A 20564-nucleotide genomic window follows, 5' to 3' on the forward strand; every position below is an offset into this window, starting at 1 on the left:
CAAAATTATTTTGCCACTAATAAAATTATCGAGCGTGGTCCAACTAATACTTCATCTTGGCTATCTATTTTTGGTTCATTACCAGCAGACCAAATGTCTTCTGGTTGCTCCATACCTGTATTAGCTACTAAATGCCATTCCTTACTGCGCGGCAAATTAGGCAATTCATAACCATGCATTTCCCAATGCATATTAATGGCAGCATAAATAAATTGGTCACTTTCTGTATCATATTTATCATTCGGTTCAGCAAATAATACCGCCATAGTCAAAGTGGAGGCTGAGGGATCAAATTCCCATAAATTCAAACCATGCCAAGATATTTCAGGATATCCAGTACGATTATAATCAGTATCAAAATGATCAGTTCTTAATACAGGATGCTGTTTCCTAAATTCAATCATTGACTTGAAATAATTAAAAATATTATCATTTTCCTCTAATAAATCCCAATCAAGCCAAGAAATTTCGTTATCTTGGCAATAAGCATTATTATTACCAAACTGAGTATTAGCAAACTCATCCCCAGACAAAATCATCGGAACACCGCGACTCAATAATAAAATAGTGATCGCATTTTTCATCTGTTTAGTTCTTAATTGTTGTATTTGAGGGTCATCGGTCTCTCCTTCAACTCCACAGTTCCAACTATTGTTATTATTAGTACCATCAAAATTGTTTTCTCCATTAGCTTTATTGTGTTTATGATTATAAGAAACTAGATCTTTGAGAGTAAATCCATCATGGCAAGTAATAAAATTAATGGAAGCAGTTGGACCTCGTTCTCCATAAATATCCGGCGAACCCTCAATTCTTTGTACAATTTCCCCAGCTACATCTCCATTACCTTTAATAAACTTACGGACTGCATCTCTATATTCTCCATTCCATTCTGCCCATCTACTACCTGAAGGGAAAGAACCAACTTGGTATAAACCAGCAGCATCCCAAGCCTCAGCAATCAATTTACAATTACCTAAAATAGGATCTTCAGCCAAAGTTTCTATAATGGGAGGATTAGGAATAGGATGTCCATTTTGGTCTCGGGATAGAATAGAAGCTAAATCAAATCTAAATCCGTCTATATGATACTCAGAAGCCCAATAACGTAAACAATCTAAAATCATATTACGAACTACGGGATGATTACAATTTAGAGTATTACCACAACCACTAAAGTTATAATAATAGCCCTGTGGAGTCAATAGATAATAAGTTTTATTATCTATTCCCTTATAAGATATATAGGGCCCCCGTTCATTACCTTCAGCAGTATGATTAAAGACTACATCAAGAATCACTTCTATGCCATTCTCATGCAGTTCTTTAATTAAGTTTTTAAGCTCATCAACTTCCATACCATACTTACCAGTAGCAGCATAACCAGCCTTAGGAGCAAAAAAACCTACTGCACTATAACCCCAATAATTCATTAACCGTTCTCCGGTTTCAGGAGAAATTCGGGAATGCTCAAATTCATCAAATTCAAAAATAGGCAATAATTCAATACAATTAACACCTAATTCTTTTAAATATGGTATCTTTTCTCTAATGGAAGCAAAAGTACCAGGGTGTTTCACATCAGATGAAGGATGTTTAGTTAAGCCCCGCACATGTGCCTCATAAATAACCAAATCTTCCATATCTTTTTCTAATGGACGCTCTCCCTGCCAATCAAAATCATGGTCTACAATCCGACCTCGATGTTGAAAATCATCACTATAATCTGGCTCTTCCCCCCAGACTTCTCGTCCTCCAATTGCTTTAGCATAGGGGTCTAATAAGATTTTCTCTTTATTAAATAAATGTCCTCTTTGGGGATCATAAGGTCCGTCCATTCGATAACCATACTCTATATTTTCATAGTCAAGATCAAACACTATCATTGTATAGACATCCCCAATTCTAAATTCATCCGGAAAAGGAATTACGGCAAATGGTTCTTTAGCTCCTTTCTCGAACAAAACTAATTCACAATCTTCAGCATGTTTAGAAAAAATAGAAAAATTAACCCCACCATCTGGAACTAAAGTAGCTCCAAAAGGTAAGGGATGTCCTCGTCTTAGTTTTAATCCTTGATATTCATGAGTTGGATAATTATCTACACGTTCCATAGTTATCTTCCTTCCTATAGACTATTAATAGCTGTATCAATACTTTCATAACTAGTTAGCATATGATCGAATCCAGTTATTTCCATCACATCCTTCACTTCTTCTACTAAACCAGCTAGAACTCCTTGACCGCCCTTAGCTTTTAGTTTTTTAGCTATAATTAATAATACCCTTAAGCCAGCACTAGAAATATATTCACACTGACTCATATCAAAAACTAATTTACTATTATCATTAATATGCGAAATTATTTCTTCTCTTACTTCTGGCGCAGAAGTCCCATCTAAGTCACCTATCAAACGAATAATTTTTATATTGTCTTTTTTTTCAACTTCTATTTTCATATATCATCACCTACAATTCAAATGATTAGCAACTATAATAAACTGTTGTACTTCTTCATTATATATTTTATCATTCTACATGTAAAGCTAATATTCGACATTTTACTTAATTGCAATATAAATAGCTAAAATGAAAGAAAAGGTTTTCTTGAAATATATTTTTTTCTATTTTTTAGATTTAATTACCTTATTCTTTCCAGAATTTTTCGCTTGATACAGAGCTAAATCCGCATCTTTAATTAATTTCTGGTGGGAATCAGAATTCAAATCAGCTATACCTATACTAATTGTAAATTCTACATCTGCAATTGTTTGCTTAGCAACAGTCTGTCTAATTCTTTCTCCTATTTCAAAAGCATTTTCGACATCAGTATGGGGAAAAACGATTATAAATTCTTCTCCACCATATCTACCTATAATATCTTCTTGTCGAGTCATATTTTTTAATTGTTGAGCCAAGTTTTCTAAAACTTCATCTCCCTTTTGATGACCATAGCTATCATTAATATCTTTAAAATCATCGATATCAGCCATCATTACAGCTAAATTTAAATTATATCTAGTAGCTCGTTCTACTTCTAGTTTTAATTTTCTGATAATTTCTTTATGATTATACAACCCCGTTAATCCATCCGTTACAGCTTTTTCTTGTAACTTTTGATTAGCTTGTTTTAGCTTTTCTTCTATTTTTTTACGTTCGGTGATATCAATTACAAAAGTAACTTTTTTATAGTTATCATTAGGTCCTTGAATTCTAACTGCATCAGCTAAAATAATTTTTCTTTGTCCTTCTTTATCTTCTACTTCCCATTCACCACGCAATTCAGATTTGCCAGTTATAAACCGATCATGCAACTTTGTTAATTTTTCTTTATTCTCTTCTGTTGCTACCATACTAAAATGTTGCCCTAATAACTCTTGTTCTGAATATCCATATATCTCACAATAAGCTGGATTAACTAATTCAAAATATCCCTCATCATTAGTAATACATAATCCAGCTGGGATCTGTTTGAATATCTTCCCTAATTCAGTATCCTTAATAAATTTATTCTTATATAAACTTATTTCTTGATAATTTTTTAATTTTTCTTCTAATTTATCCATAATTTCATCTTTGTTTTCTAAAGCAACTACTAGTTCTTCTTTATCTAAATCATTATAACTAATCCTTATCACCCCCACTTGAATTTAGTACATATTAAATAATTAATTAAAATTAGTTGTTTATGTTAATTATAATCAATTAGGCACTAAATATCAATTAGCATACTCTTGGGTTAAGAATAAATGGCGTTTTTTTCTATTAACTTCATAATCTCGTGACTCAATCAATTTATTTTGATACTGTTTTTGGGTCTTACTCTTATTAATATAAACTTTAACTCCTAAACCTCTACCTACTAGCAAATCTTGGTCAGCATACTCAACTTCTAAAGGTTTTTCTAACTGCTTACGAACTTTTAATAATTCATTAATGTCATCTTGCAATTTATAATTATAATAATCTTTCCAAAAAATACATGTTTCTTTTGTAAACAATAAAATATAAGCATAAGCTAATTTCTTATCATAAATAATTGGTTCATCACGATCAGTATCATGATTGTCAACAAAAGAAACGGTCTGTGGTAATTGATATTCCTGTAACTGCCGCATATCAAAATTCTGCGGATTATTACACATATCTTTAAGAGCATAAAACAAAGGGAAATTAAAAGCTTTAGTATTAGTATTATTGACCCATTGTTGAAGTACTTCTTTATTGCCGCTCCAATATTCCCCTACTACAAATTTTGACTCTACAGAACTTGTCCACTCTTTGATAAACTTATCTTTAATATCCTTCACATAATCCAATCTAAAACCAACAAATCCTATTTCATTTCTCAACCAGTGACCCCAATTGATTAATTCTTCTTTCATATAAGCATTATCAGCATAATGACAAATTTTCTCTCCAAAGTCACTCTCCATTTTTTCACAGTCTCCACATTGACGACAAAAATGTTGGTAGTTTTTAGGGAATTCTGGCTCAGGAAAATTAGTATAACTATAAGCTCTTTTATATTTTATATCTTCATAATAAGGGTTATATTCTTTAAAACCACCAATCATATGAGCCATAACAGTATCTACTACAGGCATAATTTCATATTCTTTCATTTTATTAATTAATTCTTTTAATTCTTCCTGACTACCAAAAGCACTATTTAAATTATAATGTTCTTTAATATCATAACCCATACCCCGCTTGTCCATTCCTAACGAGGGGGGAGGACACCAAATCATATCAATTCCAGCCTGTTTTAATTCAGGGATTCGATTATTCATTAATTGATACCAGCTAGTTTCAAGATTACGCATACAATTCCAATAAAATCCCTGCATCATGGTTTTCATTTTTAACTCCTCCTCCAAATTATTAGCAACAACTTTAAAAAATACCAAATTTCAACAAAATTCGATACCTACCGGTTGGTATGTTTTTAGCAAAAAATTTATTTTTTTAATCGCAACCAATAATTATCAAATAATCTTTGATACATATTCGAATCTTGATAGATATTAGGATTAACAAAACTTAAATATTCTAATTGTTGTAATAAAGCATCTAACTCAAAAGCAATTACTTCAGGGTTAACATCCTCTCTGATTTTACCCTCTTGCTGAGCTTGTCTAAAAACTTTAGCCAATTTTTTACGTTTAGCTTCATCATGTTGATCAATATCTTTTTGCAGTTCTGGGTATCTTCGCGTTGCATCATATAAAAACATATAAAAATGAAGAATAGCATCATTACTATCTACACCTACTAAATCTTTAATCCACTTTTTACGATCTTTAATTGATTGAAAACCTTGCCAAATTAATTCTTTAATCTCCACATCGGTATTATCTAACCAGCCAGGTTGACTAAAATCAAAGAAACGTTTTACAGCTTGATAATATAAATCATCTTTACTAGAAAAATAATGATAGACTCCTCCTTTAGTCAATCCAGCTTGATCAGCTATATCATTGAGAGAAGTTCCACGATAACCATTACGAATAAATAACTGTAATGCTACATCTAAAATTCTATCTTTACTATTAATAATAATCACTCCGTATAACTTAATCTTATCTCTTGGAATTTTTTTCTTTTTCTATCCTACTTTAATTATCTTAAAAAATTAGTTAAAAGTCAAGCCTTTTTCCATAAAATGTTAAAAAAGTTTATAAATTATGAAACGGGCCTGATATCCTTCTAAATAAATAATTAAATTCAATAAAGTACCGATTACTATCGCAATCAACAAACTAGACAAGCTTCCTACTATATAATAGCTAGCAAAACTTTTTTTGCTGAAATTATCAAAACAAGCTACTGACTTAGCAGCAAATACTATAACTAATCCGAGAAAATTATGACTCAAAACTAAAGTCAACAATATAGTTCTTTCTAACTTAGCAATCAATTCTCTCAGATTGTGTTCCTCTTCGTCTTCACTAGCATATTCTTTTAAGTTAAGCAAAATTTTATCTACTAAAAATGAAGCTGGTCGCCAAACAAAAACATAAGCTATAATTGTTAATATCATAATATACAAATCTTTCTGTCCTAAATTTAAGGTATCAAAAATAGGAAAAATTCTAAATAAAACTTGGTTATTAAAGAATTCGCCCCACGGTTCTAAACTTATATTAGCTAATTTTAATAAGGGATAAGTAGCAGTAATAACTATTAAATGGGCTAATTGATCAATTATAAATAATCTCACTTCCGTTACTATTCCCCAATTCAATTCTCTTAATTTAGTCTTATAACCATCAATCACAAAATGAAAAACATAAATTAAAATTTCAATTCCAATCAGCCACCAAGATAAATAATACCAAGTCAAAATAATAGAAACTACAATTCCAGATACACAATGTTGGATTAATAATTTAATATCTTCTCCTTTATTATAAGCAACATGACGGCTTTGCAGTACAAAATCATTTAACAAATGTCCTAATATTAACAAAGAAATAACTATTTTAGCAGACATATAACTCACCTCACTTGTGAATTTTAATAGAATTAGAAATTATTATCTTATATTATTATTATAGCAATTAAAACAATCTTTTACAATAAAATAAATCAGCCGTATTATTAGCGGCTGATTGAAAAAGATTATTTAATTATCTAAAGCTACCTGCTCTTCTCTATAAAAATCAGTATTGCAACTAGTATGTTTTAAATTTTGTCCTACTACTGGCCAGGGACTATCAGCTAAACCACCATTTTGATCACTAACTGCATATAATTGATTACCACTACCTACATAAATAGTCCCTTCTTTATCAAGCACTGCTTCCCCTAGAAAGTCACCAGTCTCTAATTCCTTTACTTTTTTTCCTCGTTTATTTAAAACATATAATTTATCACTCACTACATAAATCAAATCATCATTAGCTAAAACTGGTGATCTCAATATATCTGCAGCAGTCTTAAAACTCCATTTTAAATTTCCACTGCGATTAACAGCATATAATTTTTCTCCTGCACCAAAATAGATAGTATCATTCCCTAACACTATATTAGATGTGATCCACTTTTGAGGTGTATAATTCCATTTTTCTTGACCTTCTTGATTAAGTGTATGTAACTTAGAACTTCCAACATAAATAGTCCCTTGCTGGTCAATTACTGCATCTCCCCAAAAGCTTCCCTCACTAAGCTTATACTGCCACTTTTGTCGGCCCCTCTTATTCACAGCATATAACTTTGGCTGCTGGTCACTACGAACATAAATTATACCCTGCTTATCAATTACTGGACTAGCACTACTAATATTTCCAGCATCCAACTCTACTGCCCATAGTTGTTGCCCTTCAGGACTAATAGCATGCAACTTAAACCCCTCTAAATAAATTGTGCCCTCTTTTCCTATTGCTGGACTATCTTTCCCACTTAGACCTACACTTAACTGCCATTTGCAATTCCCTGCTGCTGTAACTGCTTGTAATTGATAATCATTTAATTTATTAACTTTTATATAAATATCACCATTGTTAGCAATTACCGGAGTAGAAATTATCTCTCCTCCACTATCAAACTTCCACTTACACTGTCCAGAGGTATCAATTGCATATAAAAAACCCTGCTTATCACCTATATAAATAGTATCATTATCTATTGCTGCCCCCGCTTCAATTCTACCTTTACTTTCATATTTCCATTTAATTATCATACTTTCACCTCACTCTTTAAAGGCTACCCTTTTTACTAAATAAATTATACCATTAATTACCAGTTATTTAAAGTATTAAAAGTATTTTTTTGGAAATAGATAGTTTAAAAAAAGATGTACCACCAACTAATAATTAGGCTACACCTCACAAATGACTTATAGTTAATAAGTATTTAATGTAATATCTATAAAGCTACTTACCGGCATTGATAATTTTTGTTCAAGCATCGAATTTTCAACTTCCATTGTTCCTGATACATCAAATTTTAGCTTCCCCCCCTGAATCCAATTACTATCCGGATTTAATATTAATTGCCCTTGTTGTTGACCAGTTAAATTATAGGAAACCCCCTGTCCTTGCAATTGAGTTAATTCTAAATCATTAATATTTATTGGAGCTTCAGTAGCAATTATAATTTGCTTCTTTCCTACTTGCTCTAAAATATATTTATTATTAATAGTAGTTGATAACGGAGCAGTTAATTTAAAATTACTTTCCCAACTATCACCTACTTTTACTGACTGTTGGGGAATATAAGCTAAAAGATTCTTCCACAATTGTTTCATAAATCTTTCATCAAAAAAATTTTCAATTCCTGATCTCATCATTAAATCGTTTTCTTTTTGATATTTCTTAACTGCAGATTGCCACCGAGATAAAAGTTCTCTATATCCTTTTAATTCAATCAACTCTCCCTGAGGAGAAATCTTCATCGTAAATTCTTGGTCTAAAATAGTCTTAGTTGCTTTGCTCATACTATTATTAAATTTAGCTTTAAATTGATTCTCTTGAACTCCACCAAAGTTCCCACCTAATTCTTGTATTTGCAAATTTAAATCATCATACTTTACAGCTAAGATATAATTATCTTCTTTATCAATAGCTTTAACCCGATAATTATTTTTACTGTTATAATTTTGTTTGATTGTCATTTGATTACCGAAAAAATCTTGTTGAATCTGCTGTACTGCTTTTATTTCTAAATTATAACTTTGCCCTAATTTTAAATCTAAGCTTAAATCATGTTCTTGCTGGGCAACTCCTGACACAGAAATAAATAAACAGCCAATTATCATACTTAAAATTAATACTAATTTCTTAGTTCTCATCTAATCCACTCCTTCTCTTATTTCGTGACTCAACCACACTTTAAAAGATTATCTTTTCTCTCATTTATAATTTTATCCTGTTAGGACTTTAAAGTCAATTTTTTTAATATTTTCCAAAAGAAAAACTGAGCCTAAATAGACTCAGTTAGTAAGTACTTATATTTATCCAACATGAATTTTTTATTTATTAACTACATAGAAACTGCTACGTTATTATAGTTAAGTTCAATTTGACATCCAGTATAACAATCTTCTTCATTATTAAGGCCCACTGTCTTATAATAATCTTCTCTATGCTTAGCTTCTAATCCAGCATAATAAGAAGACATCACCTCATTATTATTGACCTTATTCTCTCCATAAAAATCATGGCTAGCACTCTTTTGCGCATAATAATTCTGTTTAAACATATTAATTCCTCCCTTATTAACTGATAATAATTATTGTTACTAATAGTCTAACATTTTTTTCTGGTCATTGCAAGGAGAAATTAATATTTTTAATTTACTATTTTATTTTTTTATAATTTTGTAATAAATATTGCAAACCAATAATTGTCTTAGCATCTTTAAATTGACCACTAGCTAATTTCTTTTCTATTTTTTCTATGGAGATTTCTTCTACTTCTACAAATTCATGCTCATCCATTTGCTGTTCATACTCAGTTAAATCAGTTGCTAAATAAAGATGTAATTCTTCACTTGTAAAACCAGGACTAGTATAAAATTGAGATACTTTTTCAAGCGATGTAGCTCTATACCCAGTCTCTTCTTCAAGTTCTCGTTGCGCACAATTTGAAGGTTCTTCATCTTCTTCTAACATACCAGCTGGAAGTTCATATAATACTTCTTCTGCAGCTTTTCTAAATTGCTTAATCAAAATTACTTGCCCTTGATGATAAGGAATAACTACTGCTCCTCCATTATGTTCTACTACTTCTCTAGTACTTATTTGACCATCTGGCAATTCAACTTCTTTCACTTTTAGATTTACTACCTGCCCTTGATAAATATCTTCAACCCCTAAAGTCTTCTCAGTTAAATTATTCATTAGATTTATCACTCCTTCAATTTTAAATTTCTACTCCTAAAGTAACTCGAATTAGATAGCCGATGATAAAACTAATCAAAGCTACTCCTATACTTAATACAGCCATTTCTGTAAAACGCTTCTTAAAAGAATAATCTTTAGCTACTGAGACATAATAATTAAAGAAAAAGATAATTAAGACAGCAACAACTAAAGTACTACCTAAGGCTAACAAATAATTACTAGTAATTAAAAATGGAATTATTAAGGCTACTACTGTAAAAACATAGGCTAAACCAGTATATAAAGATGATGTTAAAGCAGTTTCCACTTTTCCCTCTGACTTTTCAGATAAATATTCAGATGCCGCCATTGAAAAAGAATAGGTTTTACTTGTTGATCCATTTTATTAGTCCAAAAATTATAATGTTCTAATTCATCTTGACCAATTTCATATAAAATCTGACTATTCTTTTCATCAGAAACTATCTCAGCTAATTTAGAATAGATATGATATTCAGTAATTTCATCTTTTTGTGATTCTTTTATTTTTTGTCTAATATTACTTGGTAATTTTGCCATATTACCCCTCCCTTTAATCATAACTAACTAGATATTTTTAATAATTTCTTGATATACTTGCAAATCATTATCAGTGTATATCACAAATCTAACTTTATCAATATTTTTTAGATCTTGTGCCTTATTCACTACACTCTTGACAGCAATCTTGGTAGCTTCCCGCAGTGGATAACCAAAAGCTCCTGTAGAAATAGCCGGAAATGCAATCGAAGCTATATTATTTTCTTCAGCTAATTCTAAAGCATTCTTATAGCAATTAGCTAATAACTTATCTTCTGGCTTATCTCGCCCATAAACGGGGCCTAAACAATGAACTACATAATCATTAGGTAGATTATAACCCTTAGTAATCACTGCTTCTCCTGGTTCAATAGGTGCTAATGGGCGACACGCTTTTTCTAATTCTGGTCCTGCTTGACGATGAATAGCTCCAGCAACCCCTCCACCGGTTTTTAATTGGGCATTAGCAGCATTAACTATAGCAGTCATATCAGACTGATTAGCTATATCTCCTTGTTTTATTTCCAAATTTACTCCCGCAATTTTCTCATTCATTATAATACCTCCATTATTACTTTGATAAAAAATAAAATTCTAGCTTATATATCATTAATTACTTGTATATAATTTAGTTCCTTTTTTTATTGTTTTTTTATTTTATAGTCATAAGTGACTAAGTAATAAATAAACAAGTGGTCTAGTCATACTAAACCACTTAAATAAAATCTATCATTTTAATTTTCATTTCCTAACTTTTAATCTTCTCTTTAGCGCCAGGGAGCATAAGGTGCTGAACCATGTAAAATATCTTTTAGATATTTCCCTGATTCTGAAAGACTACCTCCCGGGTTGAAAATACTTGCTCCTTCATTCTTATCATGAATTGACCAGTTACACCAAGAAATATTATTTTGGTCCATCCAATTTAACCATTCTTCTGTACCACCATAGTTAACTCCACCATCACCATTAGCATTGACTGTACCCCATTCTGTAGCAAATAGAGCTAAACCTTTACTCATTGCATAATTACCTTTATCTCTGAGATATTGTCCATGAGTTCCAGCATAGAAATGTAGGGTATAAGCAATATTATGGGCATTGATTGGATTATTTGCTGCTTTATCAACATCTTGTGACCAAGTTGGAGTTCCCACTACTATCAAATTATCAGAATGACTTCTAATAACAGGAATTACCTGCTCAGCGTATCCTTTTACTTCGCCCCATGGTACTTGCAATGGCTCGTTATTTACTCCATGATAGCTTAATTTAGCATCAGCAATTCCTTGGTCTGACTAATCTAGCACTATCCCTGACACACTATATTTTCCTTGGCCCTGACCATCATCAGAACAACCTACTACAGAAAAAAGCAACAATAAAATTACCGACACAATCCATATTTTATTGTTCTTCATAGTTGGCCCCCCGTATCTATAGATAATTATTTATTGCAATTCATCTAGCTAAAAGTAAAAATTGATGCCATCTAAAAATCATATTTACTATTTATTACTAACTTTTAGATGACATCTAGTTCACTCTTATTTATGAACTAATTTTGTTTATACACTCGCACATAATCCACTTCCATTCTTTGAGGCCAAATATTAGGATCAACTCCTTCGACTCCACCCCAATCACCGCCTACTGCAATATTTAAAATTAAATAGAAACGTTGATCAAAAGGCCATTCTGCTGATCCACCATGCTTAGAGAATGAATAATAAAGATTATCATCTACAAAGAAATCAATTCTATCTCTATACCAGTCGATAGCATAAGTATGGAAAGAACTTTCCCAACTTCCGCCATCAACATTACCACTCTTTTGAGTTCCTTTCATATGATTATAAGCTGCTGTATGCACAGTACCATAAATTTTAGTCGGGTTATAGCCTACATGCTCCATAATATCAATTTCTCCACTGTCAGGCCATCCTCCATAAACCCAATCAGTTGGCAACATCCAAATTGCAGGCCAGGTTCCCCGTCCACTAGGCAACTTTGCTCTTACTTCAATTCGTCCGTACTTCCAATCAGCTTTATTTTCCGTTACTAGACGAGCGGAAGAGTAATCTCTACCTCCATAATAATCTCTTCTGGCTTCGATAATTAATTTACCATTTTCAACCCGAGCATTTTCCGAACGATTTTCTGTATAGTACTGTAATTCATTGTTACCCCATTTTCCAGCACCAACATCATAACCCCATTTACTAGAATCAGGTAGTCCATGATAATTAAACTCATCACTCCACACAAGTCTCCATTGTCCATTATTATCATTATGGTCATCATTGTTATCATCATGCTGACCATCAATTTTGCTAAATTTAATCCAGTTAATATTATATCCACCATCAGGAACACCAATCCCAAAACTCTGCTGTCCAGCTTCTAAATTAACAACATGAGATATGGTCTGCCAATTCTGCCATCCTCCTGTATGTGGTACATCTACCCTTCCTAATGATCTTCGGCCAGAATTTTGTTCTAAATTAATTACTCCGCCACCACCATTACTTGCCACTCGATACTCTACTTTATATTGTCCTGAAGTTGCTAGATTAAGTCTATAAGATAACCAATCACCGTTATTTATCCAGCCTACATTTTGCCCTCCTTCACTACAATTTTCTGTTTCTATTCCAGACATATATTCATAATCTTCTGCTTCAATCTTAACTACTTGTGTAGTATTATTGTTTTCATCATTATAATCATCATTAGAATCGTTATTACCATCATCAAAATTATCTTCATTATCAGAATTTAATTCTTCAATCTTCCACTGCTGATTTTCCCCACCAACATAGCTCCATTGATGTACAGTTGTTCCATTATCTGTACTAACACCTGCTACATCAAGCACTTGACCGCTATGTTGAGCTATAATTTTGTAATATCCATTTCCAGTTTTCTCTAAACGCCATTGCTGATGATCGTATCCCTTATACTCCCACTGTTGAACATTTGTTCCTTCTGACATACGCCCATACTCTACATCAAGTACTTTATTACTGTGTTTCGCTACAATCTTATAATATCCATTGCCTACATTTTCAAAGCGCCATTGTTGATTATCATATCCCTTATAATCCCATTGTTTTATATTAGCACCATCATCTTTACTTCCACCTGAAACATCAAGTGCTCTACCACTGTGCTTAGCTATGATTTTGTAATATCTATCTCCTGTAAATGTAGTTACTGTTTCAGTTGTATCTTGATTATTATTATTTCCTCCAGAAACAACAATTGTTTTCTTAACATTACTTATTTTACGCCCCCAAATATCATAAGCAATTGCTGTAACTTCTATACTATCGCCAACAGTTTGAAATTGATAATCAAAACTATAACTACCATTTGAAGGATAAGCAGTTCCAACATTATTACCATCAACTTTAAACACAATCTGATAAATACCACCAAACCATAAGTTTCGATTAGCAGTCGTACCTTCTAGTGTTAGCGTTTTTTCTGTATTAATTTTTGGAGGAAGATTAAGAGTTAGACTTTGATTAGCTACAGATGCAGAAAGGTAATTATTATTAACCCCACTTGAGGGAATAAATTTGCTGAGCTTAGTAGTTTCAACTATTATTTTATCATCTTTTTTAGTTATAGCTTCAACTTCTCTGACTAAACCATTAGGAGTGAGATTTGTTTCTTTAATCCCAATTATTTCTTTAGAAGTTAAACCTTTTAACTCTACTGGCATTTGCGTGAATATCAAACTATTGTCTGTTACTTTTAATAAATGATTTAAAGTAGAAGCTTGTTTAATAATTTTAATTTGAGATGAGTCATACTGGGTAATACCTTGGGTGAATTTGAGATTAGTAGTCGCACCCGTAACTTCTTTAACTTGAGATTTTAGATCTGAAGTTGCTTCTAAAGTAATTTTGGTCGGACCGTTTAAATTATTTATCTGCCATTTTCCTGCCTCATTCGTCTTTACCACACCTGATTGCTGTAAATTCTGATAATTCAATTTAGCACCAACAATCCTTTGTCCGCTTTGATCCTCTACTACTCCTGAAACATTGTACGCCTGTTGTCCTTCGGTAGACATTTCAGAACAACCCAACAATGATATACTCAACAATAAAATTAAAATGAGACTTAGCAACCTAAATTTTTTCATATCTACCCCCCCATTTTTTTATAATTTAATTCCCACCAGTTTTACTAAAACTTATTAACTCCTAATAGGGTTTTACAAATTTCACCAATAGTATTTTGATTTTAAACGTAATTATAATTTGTAACTATTCACATACTAATCATAAATGATTTAAGGAGCGATTAAATTTGAATCTACAAAAATTATTGCAGGATCCATTAATCAGAGGTGGTCTGGCAGGGACAATTGCAGGTATTATCATGGAATTAATTAATTATCCTATTTATTATTTGAAATATTTAAAGATTAGACCAACTGACTTTTCATATATGGTAATTACTCATCACAAAGCTGATAGTTTTTTAGAAATCACTGCAGGTTTTATTAATCATCTCTTTTTTGCCTCAGTTTCAGGGATTATTCTTTCTTATATTTTGCTCATTACTAATTATCGCTTTCCAATTATTAAGGGAATTACTTTAGGTCTGGGTACCAATATTATTTTGCTTGTTTTGGGTTCATTCTTTAATATTAAATCTGTAATTAATATTTCACCAGTTAATATTTTATTACTAGATATTAGTGCTGCCTTAGCATTTGGTATAACTTTAGGATTATTAATGAAATATTTTCAGCAAAGTTTAGACTTAAATACTGAAAATAATTAATAACCTAACTAAAAAATAAATAGTCAGAACCCTTCTTCCTTTCATGCTATAAAACCACCCTTTTTTAATAAAAATGTATTTATTGTAATATTATGTAAACAAGAGCAAAAAAATAAAACCCACTTTCTTTTAGAAAGTGGGTTCACCATTAGCTCCCTACAATTCAGGTGGCCAATTAAAAATTGTAGTTCTTAGCTTTAGTAACTATTATTTTGTTTTATAACAATATTTTACCAATTTAAATAGGAAGAGTCAAGTCTATAATGAATATTTTTCAATTAAATAAATAACCTGTTTTATTTATCCTATTTGGGCTTGGATATATCCTTGTTTCTGAGGGCTAAACTGAATTTGATGTTCTTTAATCAAATCTAAAATAGTATCTCGAGTTTGGTTCACCTCTTTATTTAAAGCCATATGAAATGCTTTAGCCTGACCAACCAAATAAACCCTATGCTTCCCTCTAGTTAATCCTGTATATAGCAAATTCCTATTCAGCATAATATAATGTGAAGTTGATAACACATAAACCACTATTGGATATTCAGAACCCTGCATCTTATGAGCCGAACAACAATAAGCTAAAGTAGTATACTTAATAAACTCATCCCGAGGATAATTTATAATTCTACTTTCTAAACCATTATCTAATTTACAAACTACTACTTCTTCTTTTCCCGAACTTCCTTCTCGCTCTAAAGCATCATCCTCTTTAGCCTGTTCTTCAGTCCGCAGCACTCTTAACGTATCACCATTTACAATATCTAATTCCTTTAAGTTAACCGTCTGCATTACTTTATCATCTTTTTTTATCTTTTTATATTTAGTATCGATTAATGTTTTCTGTTCATTAAATTTTTCTTGAATCATTTCATTAATAGCATTAATCCCTACAATCCCATTATATTGGGGACTAATTATTTGTAAATCACTAAAATCTGACTCTTTTTCTTCTAATTCATGTTTGATTAAACGCTTAATAAAATCTAATATTTCTTCGTTATCTTTTTTTACTGATTTAATATCTGGATAATTAATCTTACCTGGATTAGTTCCTTCAGCTATTTTATTACAGACTGAAGCAATATGACTATCACTATCTTGACGCTTAATTTCATCTAATTCAACAAACAAACCAGCAACTTGCTTATTAATAATTAAATTAATTATATCTCTAAAAATATTCCCCGGCTGTACAGGTGGTATTTGAGCTACATCACCAATTAAAACAAGAGTATGCTGAGGATTTAATCTTTTGAATAACATTTGAGCTACAGCAGTTGATAACATTCCCGCTTCATCAACCATTATTACATCATAGTTACTGAATTCAAGATTATAACAGGCACTATGAATAGTATGGGCTTGTTTATCAGTCACCTCAATAATTCTTTTAGCAGCTTTCCCTGTTGGAGCTAAATTAAGCACTTTATCTCCATTTTCACTAAACATCTGAATAATTCCTTTAGAGACAGTGGATTTTCCCGTCCCTGCTTTACCAGTTAAAACAACTAATTCCTCTTCTAAACATTGCTCTAATATTTCCCGCTGCTGCCTAGCATACTGAAACCCTTGTTCTTGTTCCTGTTCTTGAATTAAGTGCTCAATTTGTTCTTTTTCTAAATTAGATAAAGTAGAACTAGAATTGATTGTCTTCAATTTATGATAAATATCAATTTCTTGTTGAAAACTCTTTGTAGTAGCTACACATAATTCTTCACGCTGGGCCAACAAACTAAAATCTCGCTGCTCAGTTTCATCTAAAGGCTCCAAATCCTCTTCCGTAAATAACACAAAGTCTTTGCTAAATTTCTTAGTTACTATCTCATCTTCTTCCTGTACAGTATAAGTAATCTCCTCAAATTCATAGTAAGCCTTTAAAACCTGATTAAAAGCATTACTTAAATCTAACTTTTCTTCTATTGTCTCTACTAATTCCTCTAATTTAAAATAAGTATGTCCACCAGCTCCCGAAGATAAATAATAGGATAAAAAACTATTAATCCGATAATTACTATCCTTTTCTAACCCAATTTCTTGAGCAATTTCATCTGCCTTTTTAAATCCAATGCCCCTTAACTCAGTAATTAAATAAGGATTCTGCTGTAATAAATTTATCAGTTCTTTACCATACTTCTCATATAGTTTAAAAATCATATTTTCAGTAATATCATACTCTACTGCAAACTTAATCACTTCTTTAATCTTCATTTTTTCTTTAAAAGACTCAATAATAGTCGCTGCTCTTTTAGTACCAATCCCAGAAATTTTCTGCAGTCGCTGTGGTTCTTCGCGCAGTACATCCAAAGTATCTAAACCAAATCTATCTACAATCTTATTAGCAAAATGTTCTCCGATCCCTTTGAAAAATTTAGAACTAAGAAAATGAATCAAAGCCTGCTTATCTGAAAAAGGTAACTCTTTACTTTGCACTACATTAAAATTCAATCCATAATCATTCTTTTCAAAATAACCTTTTAATTCTAGTTGAGTTCCAATAAAGACTGGTGAGCTAGAAACACAAGTAAAATCCTTTTCATAATCCTCGGTATCAATCTTAAACACATTAAACCCATCATCCTTATAAACAATACTACTCACTTCACCCTCAATAATTTCTAGTTCTTCTTCTGCTGCTCCTTGTTCCTCAATTTCAAGATTATTATTATTAACCCTAATTTCATGGTTTTTATATTTATCATTCCACTGCTTTTGTCCAGTAGTCTTAACCACATTGCCTGCTTCTATTTTATTAGCTAGCTCTCCGCTTATATTTCCTTTTAAGGTTAATTGTTCATGATTTTCTCTGACAATTGAAAATATATAAAAATCATTCTTCTCATAATAAATTTTATTAATTCGTCCTTCAATCATAGATGAACCCCCTAACTATGTAAATCATACTATAACTATATAATATTCCCTTCATTAAATCAAAAAATTCATCTATCATTATTAATTTTTACCTGAACTACAATTATAATTTTACAATTTTTCTTTTACAATTGGATAAAATAAAATCAAGGGAGGAATTTAAATGCCATTTGATAAACTAGGTTATCCATTAAACAATAACGAACTAGAAGATTTACTATCCGACAGAGATTCTCTCTTCAATGCTGATGAAATATCAGTCGGAACAAATGATATTATAGACCGCAGATCCTACATCCCAGGCGATAAAGAAATCATTAATGAAGTTGCTGATAAACTGGGATTATCTGATTAAAATGATATGAGGCTAAGTAATAATTACTTAGCCTCATTATTTAAAAATTGATACCTCATCACTCTGATTTGAAAATAACTAACTTCATCAGGAACCGCTTCTTTAATTGGAGTTAACCTTGTATCTTCTCTATCTTTTATTTCTTCTAAAATCACCTGTTGATATTCTTCAGGTACAAAGAATTTTAAATCTATTTCTAATCCTTTTTCTGCTGCTTTCAACATATGTTTTTGAACAGTATTGACAGTTAAATCTCTTAACTCAGCTATTTCTGCTAAAGAATTATCCTGTTGATATAATTTATAGCTTTTCACAAAACTTTTATCGCTATTAACTACGATACTATCTTTAGAACTTGTTCCTCTATTCGTAATTTCATTAATTTTTTCTATAAATTCTTTCCCATACTTTTTAAGCTTAGTAGTTCCCACACCTTTTACTTTTAACATTTCTTTGTTATTAGCTGGCAATTTATCGACCATATCACGCAAGGCACTATCAGGAAAAATAATAAATGGGGGAACTCCTTCTTCAGTAGCAATTTCCATTCTCAAATCACGCAATTTATCAAATAATTGATTAGTATTAGTAATTTGCTTTGTTTGCTTTCTTACTTTCTGCAACACCTGTTCTTTATCCTGTAATACATTATAAGAGTTATCATTTAATTTAGTAACTGCATATTTACCTTCTGTTAAATCAATATATTGTTCTGCTACTAAAAATTTAATTAAGTTTTTAAGTTCTTTAATTGTATATTCACTCATAATTCCATAAGTTGAAATTTGATCAAGCCCTAAATCTAGAATTCCTTTTGCTTTTGAGCCTGCTAATACTCTAGCTACTTTAGTAATTCCATACTGCTCCTCCATACGATAAATACAGGATAATATCTTTTGAGCAGCCACAGTGATATCTTTTAGTTCTTGCTCCGTTTCACAATTACTACAATTATCGCAATCCTCTGGTGGATTTTCTTCCCCAAAATAATCTAAAATATAACCTCGTAAACAACTACCTGTATAACAATAATCAATCATTTTTTGCAATTTATTATGGGCCAAGGTCCTGCGTTTAGTCGATAAATTAGACTGTTTAATAAAATACTTAGGTAATCTCACATCACCAGGAGCGAATAACAATACACATTCACTAGCTTCACCATCTCGACCTGCCCGACCTGCTTCTTGGTAATAAGATTCTATATCTTGAGGCATATTATGATGGATTACATATCTAACATTTGATTTATCAATGCCCATACCAAAAGCATTAGTAGCTACTACAATTTTAATCTTATCATATAAAAATTTCTCTTGTGTTTCTTTTCTCATTTTTTTGCTCAATCCAGCATGGTACTTACCTACCGCAAATCCTTCTTCCTCTAAAAAAGAATGTAATTGCTCAACTTCTTTTCTAGTCCCAGCATAAATAATTCCCGCTTCAGCACTATTTTTTTTAACATATTCCTCAATAAAATCTCGTTTATCTTCACCTTTAACTAGTTTAAAAGTTAAATTATCTCGATCAAAACTAGTCACAAAAGATTTTTCTACATTTAAAATATCATTAATATCTTTTCTTACATCCTCCGTTGCAGTAGCAGTAAAAGCAGCTACTGTTGTATCATCAGCTAATCCATCAACAAAGCTAGAAATTAACATATAAGCTGGTCTAAAATCATGCCCCCATTGTGAAATACAATGAGCTTCATCAACTACTACTAAGGAAATTTCAATTGCATCTAACAACTCTACAAAGCGCTCTGAGCGCAGTCGTTCTGGAGCAATATATACTAAATCATAAAGTCCTGTTTGAACCTGCCTAATCCTAGCTTCAATTTCCTTACTCCCTAAAGAACTATTAATAAATGTAGCTTCAATACCTACTGCATGCAAAGAATCAATCTGGTCTTTCATCAGCGAAATCAAAGGTGAAAAGACAATTGTCGTTCCCGAAAAACAAAGAGCAGGAATTTGAAAACAAATTGACTTTCCGCCCCCTGTCGGCATTACTCCTAATGTATTCTTCTCTTTTAAAATATTATCTATGATTTCTTTTTGGCCTGGTCGAAAAGATTGATAGCCAAAATAATCTTCTAAAATTTGCTGTGCTTTTTCTAACATGT

At 31.4% G+C, this 20564-nt stretch carries 19 protein-coding genes and 1 pseudogene; 2 read left to right on the forward strand and 18 right to left on the reverse strand.

Features of this window, described 5'->3' with window-relative positions:
• Positions 1–5: 5 nt before the first annotated feature.
• The 16 genes and pseudogenes from glgX to JOC47_RS07875 all read right to left on the reverse strand — a co-directional run bounded on the left by glgX (position 6) and on the right by JOC47_RS07875 (position 14560).
• Positions 6–2114, reverse strand: a complete 2109-nt coding sequence (glgX, locus tag JOC47_RS07805; RefSeq protein WP_204701500.1) for a glycogen debranching protein GlgX — start codon at positions 2112–2114, stop codon at positions 6–8.
• Between the two features lie 14 nt (positions 2115–2128).
• Positions 2129–2458, reverse strand: coding sequence for an STAS domain-containing protein (locus JOC47_RS07810; protein ID WP_204701501.1), 330 nt, complete (start codon positions 2456–2458; stop codon positions 2129–2131).
• Positions 2459–2623: 165 nt separating this feature from the next.
• On the reverse strand, positions 2624–3637 hold the full coding sequence (locus tag JOC47_RS07815) for a diguanylate cyclase (RefSeq protein ID WP_204701502.1): 1014 nt from the start codon (positions 3635–3637) through the stop codon (positions 2624–2626).
• A gap of 81 nt (positions 3638–3718) precedes the next feature.
• Positions 3719–4861, reverse strand: coding sequence for an alpha-amylase family glycosyl hydrolase (locus JOC47_RS07820; RefSeq protein ID WP_204701503.1), 1143 nt, complete (start codon positions 4859–4861; stop codon positions 3719–3721).
• A 98-nt stretch (positions 4862–4959) separates the two neighbouring features.
• On the reverse strand, positions 4960–5565 hold the full coding sequence (locus JOC47_RS07825) for a TetR family transcriptional regulator (RefSeq protein ID WP_204701504.1): 606 nt from the start codon (positions 5563–5565) through the stop codon (positions 4960–4962).
• 102 nt (positions 5566–5667) lie between these two features.
• A complete protein-coding gene (locus JOC47_RS07830) occupies positions 5668–6495 on the reverse strand; it encodes a DUF3307 domain-containing protein (protein ID WP_204701505.1) in 828 nt (275 codons plus the stop codon).
• A gap of 132 nt (positions 6496–6627) precedes the next feature.
• Positions 6628–7683, reverse strand: a complete 1056-nt coding sequence (locus JOC47_RS07835; protein WP_204701506.1) for an outer membrane protein assembly factor BamB family protein — start codon at positions 7681–7683, stop codon at positions 6628–6630.
• 162 nt (positions 7684–7845) lie between these two features.
• Positions 7846–8793, reverse strand: a complete 948-nt coding sequence (locus tag JOC47_RS07840) for a DUF6263 family protein (protein ID WP_204701507.1) — start codon at positions 8791–8793, stop codon at positions 7846–7848.
• A 191-nt stretch (positions 8794–8984) separates the two neighbouring features.
• Positions 8985–9203: a hypothetical protein gene (locus JOC47_RS07845; protein ID WP_204701508.1), complete on the reverse strand. Its 219-nt coding sequence runs from the start codon at positions 9201–9203 to the stop codon at positions 8985–8987.
• A gap of 97 nt (positions 9204–9300) precedes the next feature.
• Positions 9301–9843: an NUDIX hydrolase gene (locus JOC47_RS07850; RefSeq protein WP_204701509.1), complete on the reverse strand. Its 543-nt coding sequence runs from the start codon at positions 9841–9843 to the stop codon at positions 9301–9303.
• 22 nt (positions 9844–9865) lie between these two features.
• Positions 9866–10153, reverse strand: a complete 288-nt coding sequence (locus JOC47_RS07855; protein WP_204701510.1) for a VIT1/CCC1 transporter family protein — start codon at positions 10151–10153, stop codon at positions 9866–9868.
• Complete coding sequence (locus JOC47_RS07860; RefSeq protein WP_204701511.1) at positions 10138–10404, reverse strand: ferritin family protein; 267 nt, start codon at positions 10402–10404, stop codon at positions 10138–10140. Before JOC47_RS07860 ends, JOC47_RS07855 begins: the two co-directional genes overlap by 16 nt.
• A 27-nt stretch (positions 10405–10431) precedes the next feature.
• The gene (locus JOC47_RS07865; RefSeq protein ID WP_204701512.1) at positions 10432–10959 is read right to left on the reverse strand and encodes a macro domain-containing protein; all 528 of its coding nucleotides are present in this window, start codon (positions 10957–10959) and stop codon (positions 10432–10434) included.
• A gap of 215 nt (positions 10960–11174) precedes the next feature.
• Positions 11175–11660: pseudogene (locus JOC47_RS07870) on the reverse strand (glycoside hydrolase family 5 protein); the annotation flags it as partial.
• 42 nt (positions 11661–11702) lie between these two features.
• The gene (locus JOC47_RS15695; RefSeq protein WP_275579392.1) at positions 11703–11825 is read right to left on the reverse strand and encodes a hypothetical protein; all 123 of its coding nucleotides are present in this window, start codon (positions 11823–11825) and stop codon (positions 11703–11705) included.
• Between the two features lie 137 nt (positions 11826–11962).
• The gene (locus tag JOC47_RS07875; RefSeq protein WP_204701514.1) at positions 11963–14560 is read right to left on the reverse strand and encodes an RICIN domain-containing protein; all 2598 of its coding nucleotides are present in this window, start codon (positions 14558–14560) and stop codon (positions 11963–11965) included.
• Positions 14561–14727: 167 nt separating this feature from the next.
• On the opposite strand from JOC47_RS07875, the gene JOC47_RS07880 reads away from it, so the two are divergent.
• Positions 14728–15207, forward strand: a complete 480-nt coding sequence (locus JOC47_RS07880) for a hypothetical protein (RefSeq protein WP_204701515.1) — start codon at positions 14728–14730, stop codon at positions 15205–15207.
• A 300-nt stretch (positions 15208–15507) separates the two neighbouring features.
• On the opposite strand, the gene recD2 is transcribed toward JOC47_RS07880, so the two are convergent.
• Complete coding sequence (recD2, locus tag JOC47_RS07885) at positions 15508–18081, reverse strand: SF1B family DNA helicase RecD2 (RefSeq protein WP_204701516.1); 2574 nt, start codon at positions 18079–18081, stop codon at positions 15508–15510.
• Positions 18082–18244: 163 nt separating this feature from the next.
• On the opposite strand from recD2, the gene JOC47_RS07890 reads away from it, so the two are divergent.
• Positions 18245–18436: a hypothetical protein gene (locus JOC47_RS07890; RefSeq protein WP_204701517.1), complete on the forward strand. Its 192-nt coding sequence runs from the start codon at positions 18245–18247 to the stop codon at positions 18434–18436.
• A 23-nt stretch (positions 18437–18459) separates the two neighbouring features.
• Here JOC47_RS07890 and recQ read toward each other — a convergent pair whose 3' ends face one another.
• Positions 18460–20562 carry a DNA helicase RecQ gene (gene recQ / locus JOC47_RS07895; protein WP_204701518.1) on the reverse strand — a complete coding sequence of 701 codons (2103 nt, stop codon included), beginning with the start codon at positions 20560–20562 and terminating at the stop codon, positions 18460–18462.
• Positions 20563–20564: the final 2 nt, after the last annotated feature.

This window comes from Halanaerobacter jeridensis (genome assembly GCF_016908315.1).
Lineage (GTDB): Bacteria > Bacillota > Halanaerobiia > Halobacteroidales > Halobacteroidaceae > Halanaerobacter > Halanaerobacter jeridensis.

Excerpts from the sequence above, each read along its gene's own strand:
- glgX (WP_204701500.1), bottom strand. The coding sequence starts at position 2,114 with ATGGAACGTGTAGATAATTATCCAACTCATGAATATCAAGGATTAAAA.
- JOC47_RS07810 (WP_204701501.1), bottom strand. The coding sequence starts at position 2,458 with ATGAAAATAGAAGTTGAAAAAAAAGACAATATAAAAATTATTCGTTTG.
- JOC47_RS07820 (WP_204701503.1), bottom strand. The coding sequence starts at position 4,861 with ATGAAAACCATGATGCAGGGATTTTATTGGAATTGTATGCGTAATCTT.
- JOC47_RS07830 (WP_204701505.1), bottom strand. The coding sequence starts at position 6,495 with ATGTCTGCTAAAATAGTTATTTCTTTGTTAATATTAGGACATTTGTTA.
- JOC47_RS07835 (WP_204701506.1), bottom strand. The coding sequence starts at position 7,683 with ATGATAATTAAATGGAAATATGAAAGTAAAGGTAGAATTGAAGCGGGG.
- JOC47_RS07840 (WP_204701507.1), bottom strand. The coding sequence starts at position 8,793 with ATGAGAACTAAGAAATTAGTATTAATTTTAAGTATGATAATTGGCTGT.
- JOC47_RS07845 (WP_204701508.1), bottom strand. The coding sequence starts at position 9,203 with ATGTTTAAACAGAATTATTATGCGCAAAAGAGTGCTAGCCATGATTTT.
- JOC47_RS07850 (WP_204701509.1), bottom strand. The coding sequence starts at position 9,843 with ATGAATAATTTAACTGAGAAGACTTTAGGGGTTGAAGATATTTATCAA.
- JOC47_RS07860 (WP_204701511.1), bottom strand. The coding sequence starts at position 10,404 with ATGGCAAAATTACCAAGTAATATTAGACAAAAAATAAAAGAATCACAA.
- JOC47_RS07865 (WP_204701512.1), bottom strand. The coding sequence starts at position 10,959 with ATGAATGAGAAAATTGCGGGAGTAAATTTGGAAATAAAACAAGGAGAT.
- JOC47_RS15695 (WP_275579392.1), bottom strand. The coding sequence starts at position 11,825 with ATGAAGAACAATAAAATATGGATTGTGTCGGTAATTTTATTGTTGCTT.
- JOC47_RS07875 (WP_204701514.1), bottom strand. The coding sequence starts at position 14,560 with ATGAAAAAATTTAGGTTGCTAAGTCTCATTTTAATTTTATTGTTGAGT.
- recD2 (WP_204701516.1), bottom strand. The coding sequence starts at position 18,081 with ATGATTGAAGGACGAATTAATAAAATTTATTATGAGAAGAATGATTTT.
- JOC47_RS07890 (WP_204701517.1), top strand. The coding sequence starts at position 18,245 with ATGCCATTTGATAAACTAGGTTATCCATTAAACAATAACGAACTAGAA.
- recQ (WP_204701518.1), bottom strand. The coding sequence starts at position 20,562 with ATGTTAGAAAAAGCACAGCAAATTTTAGAAGATTATTTTGGCTATCAA.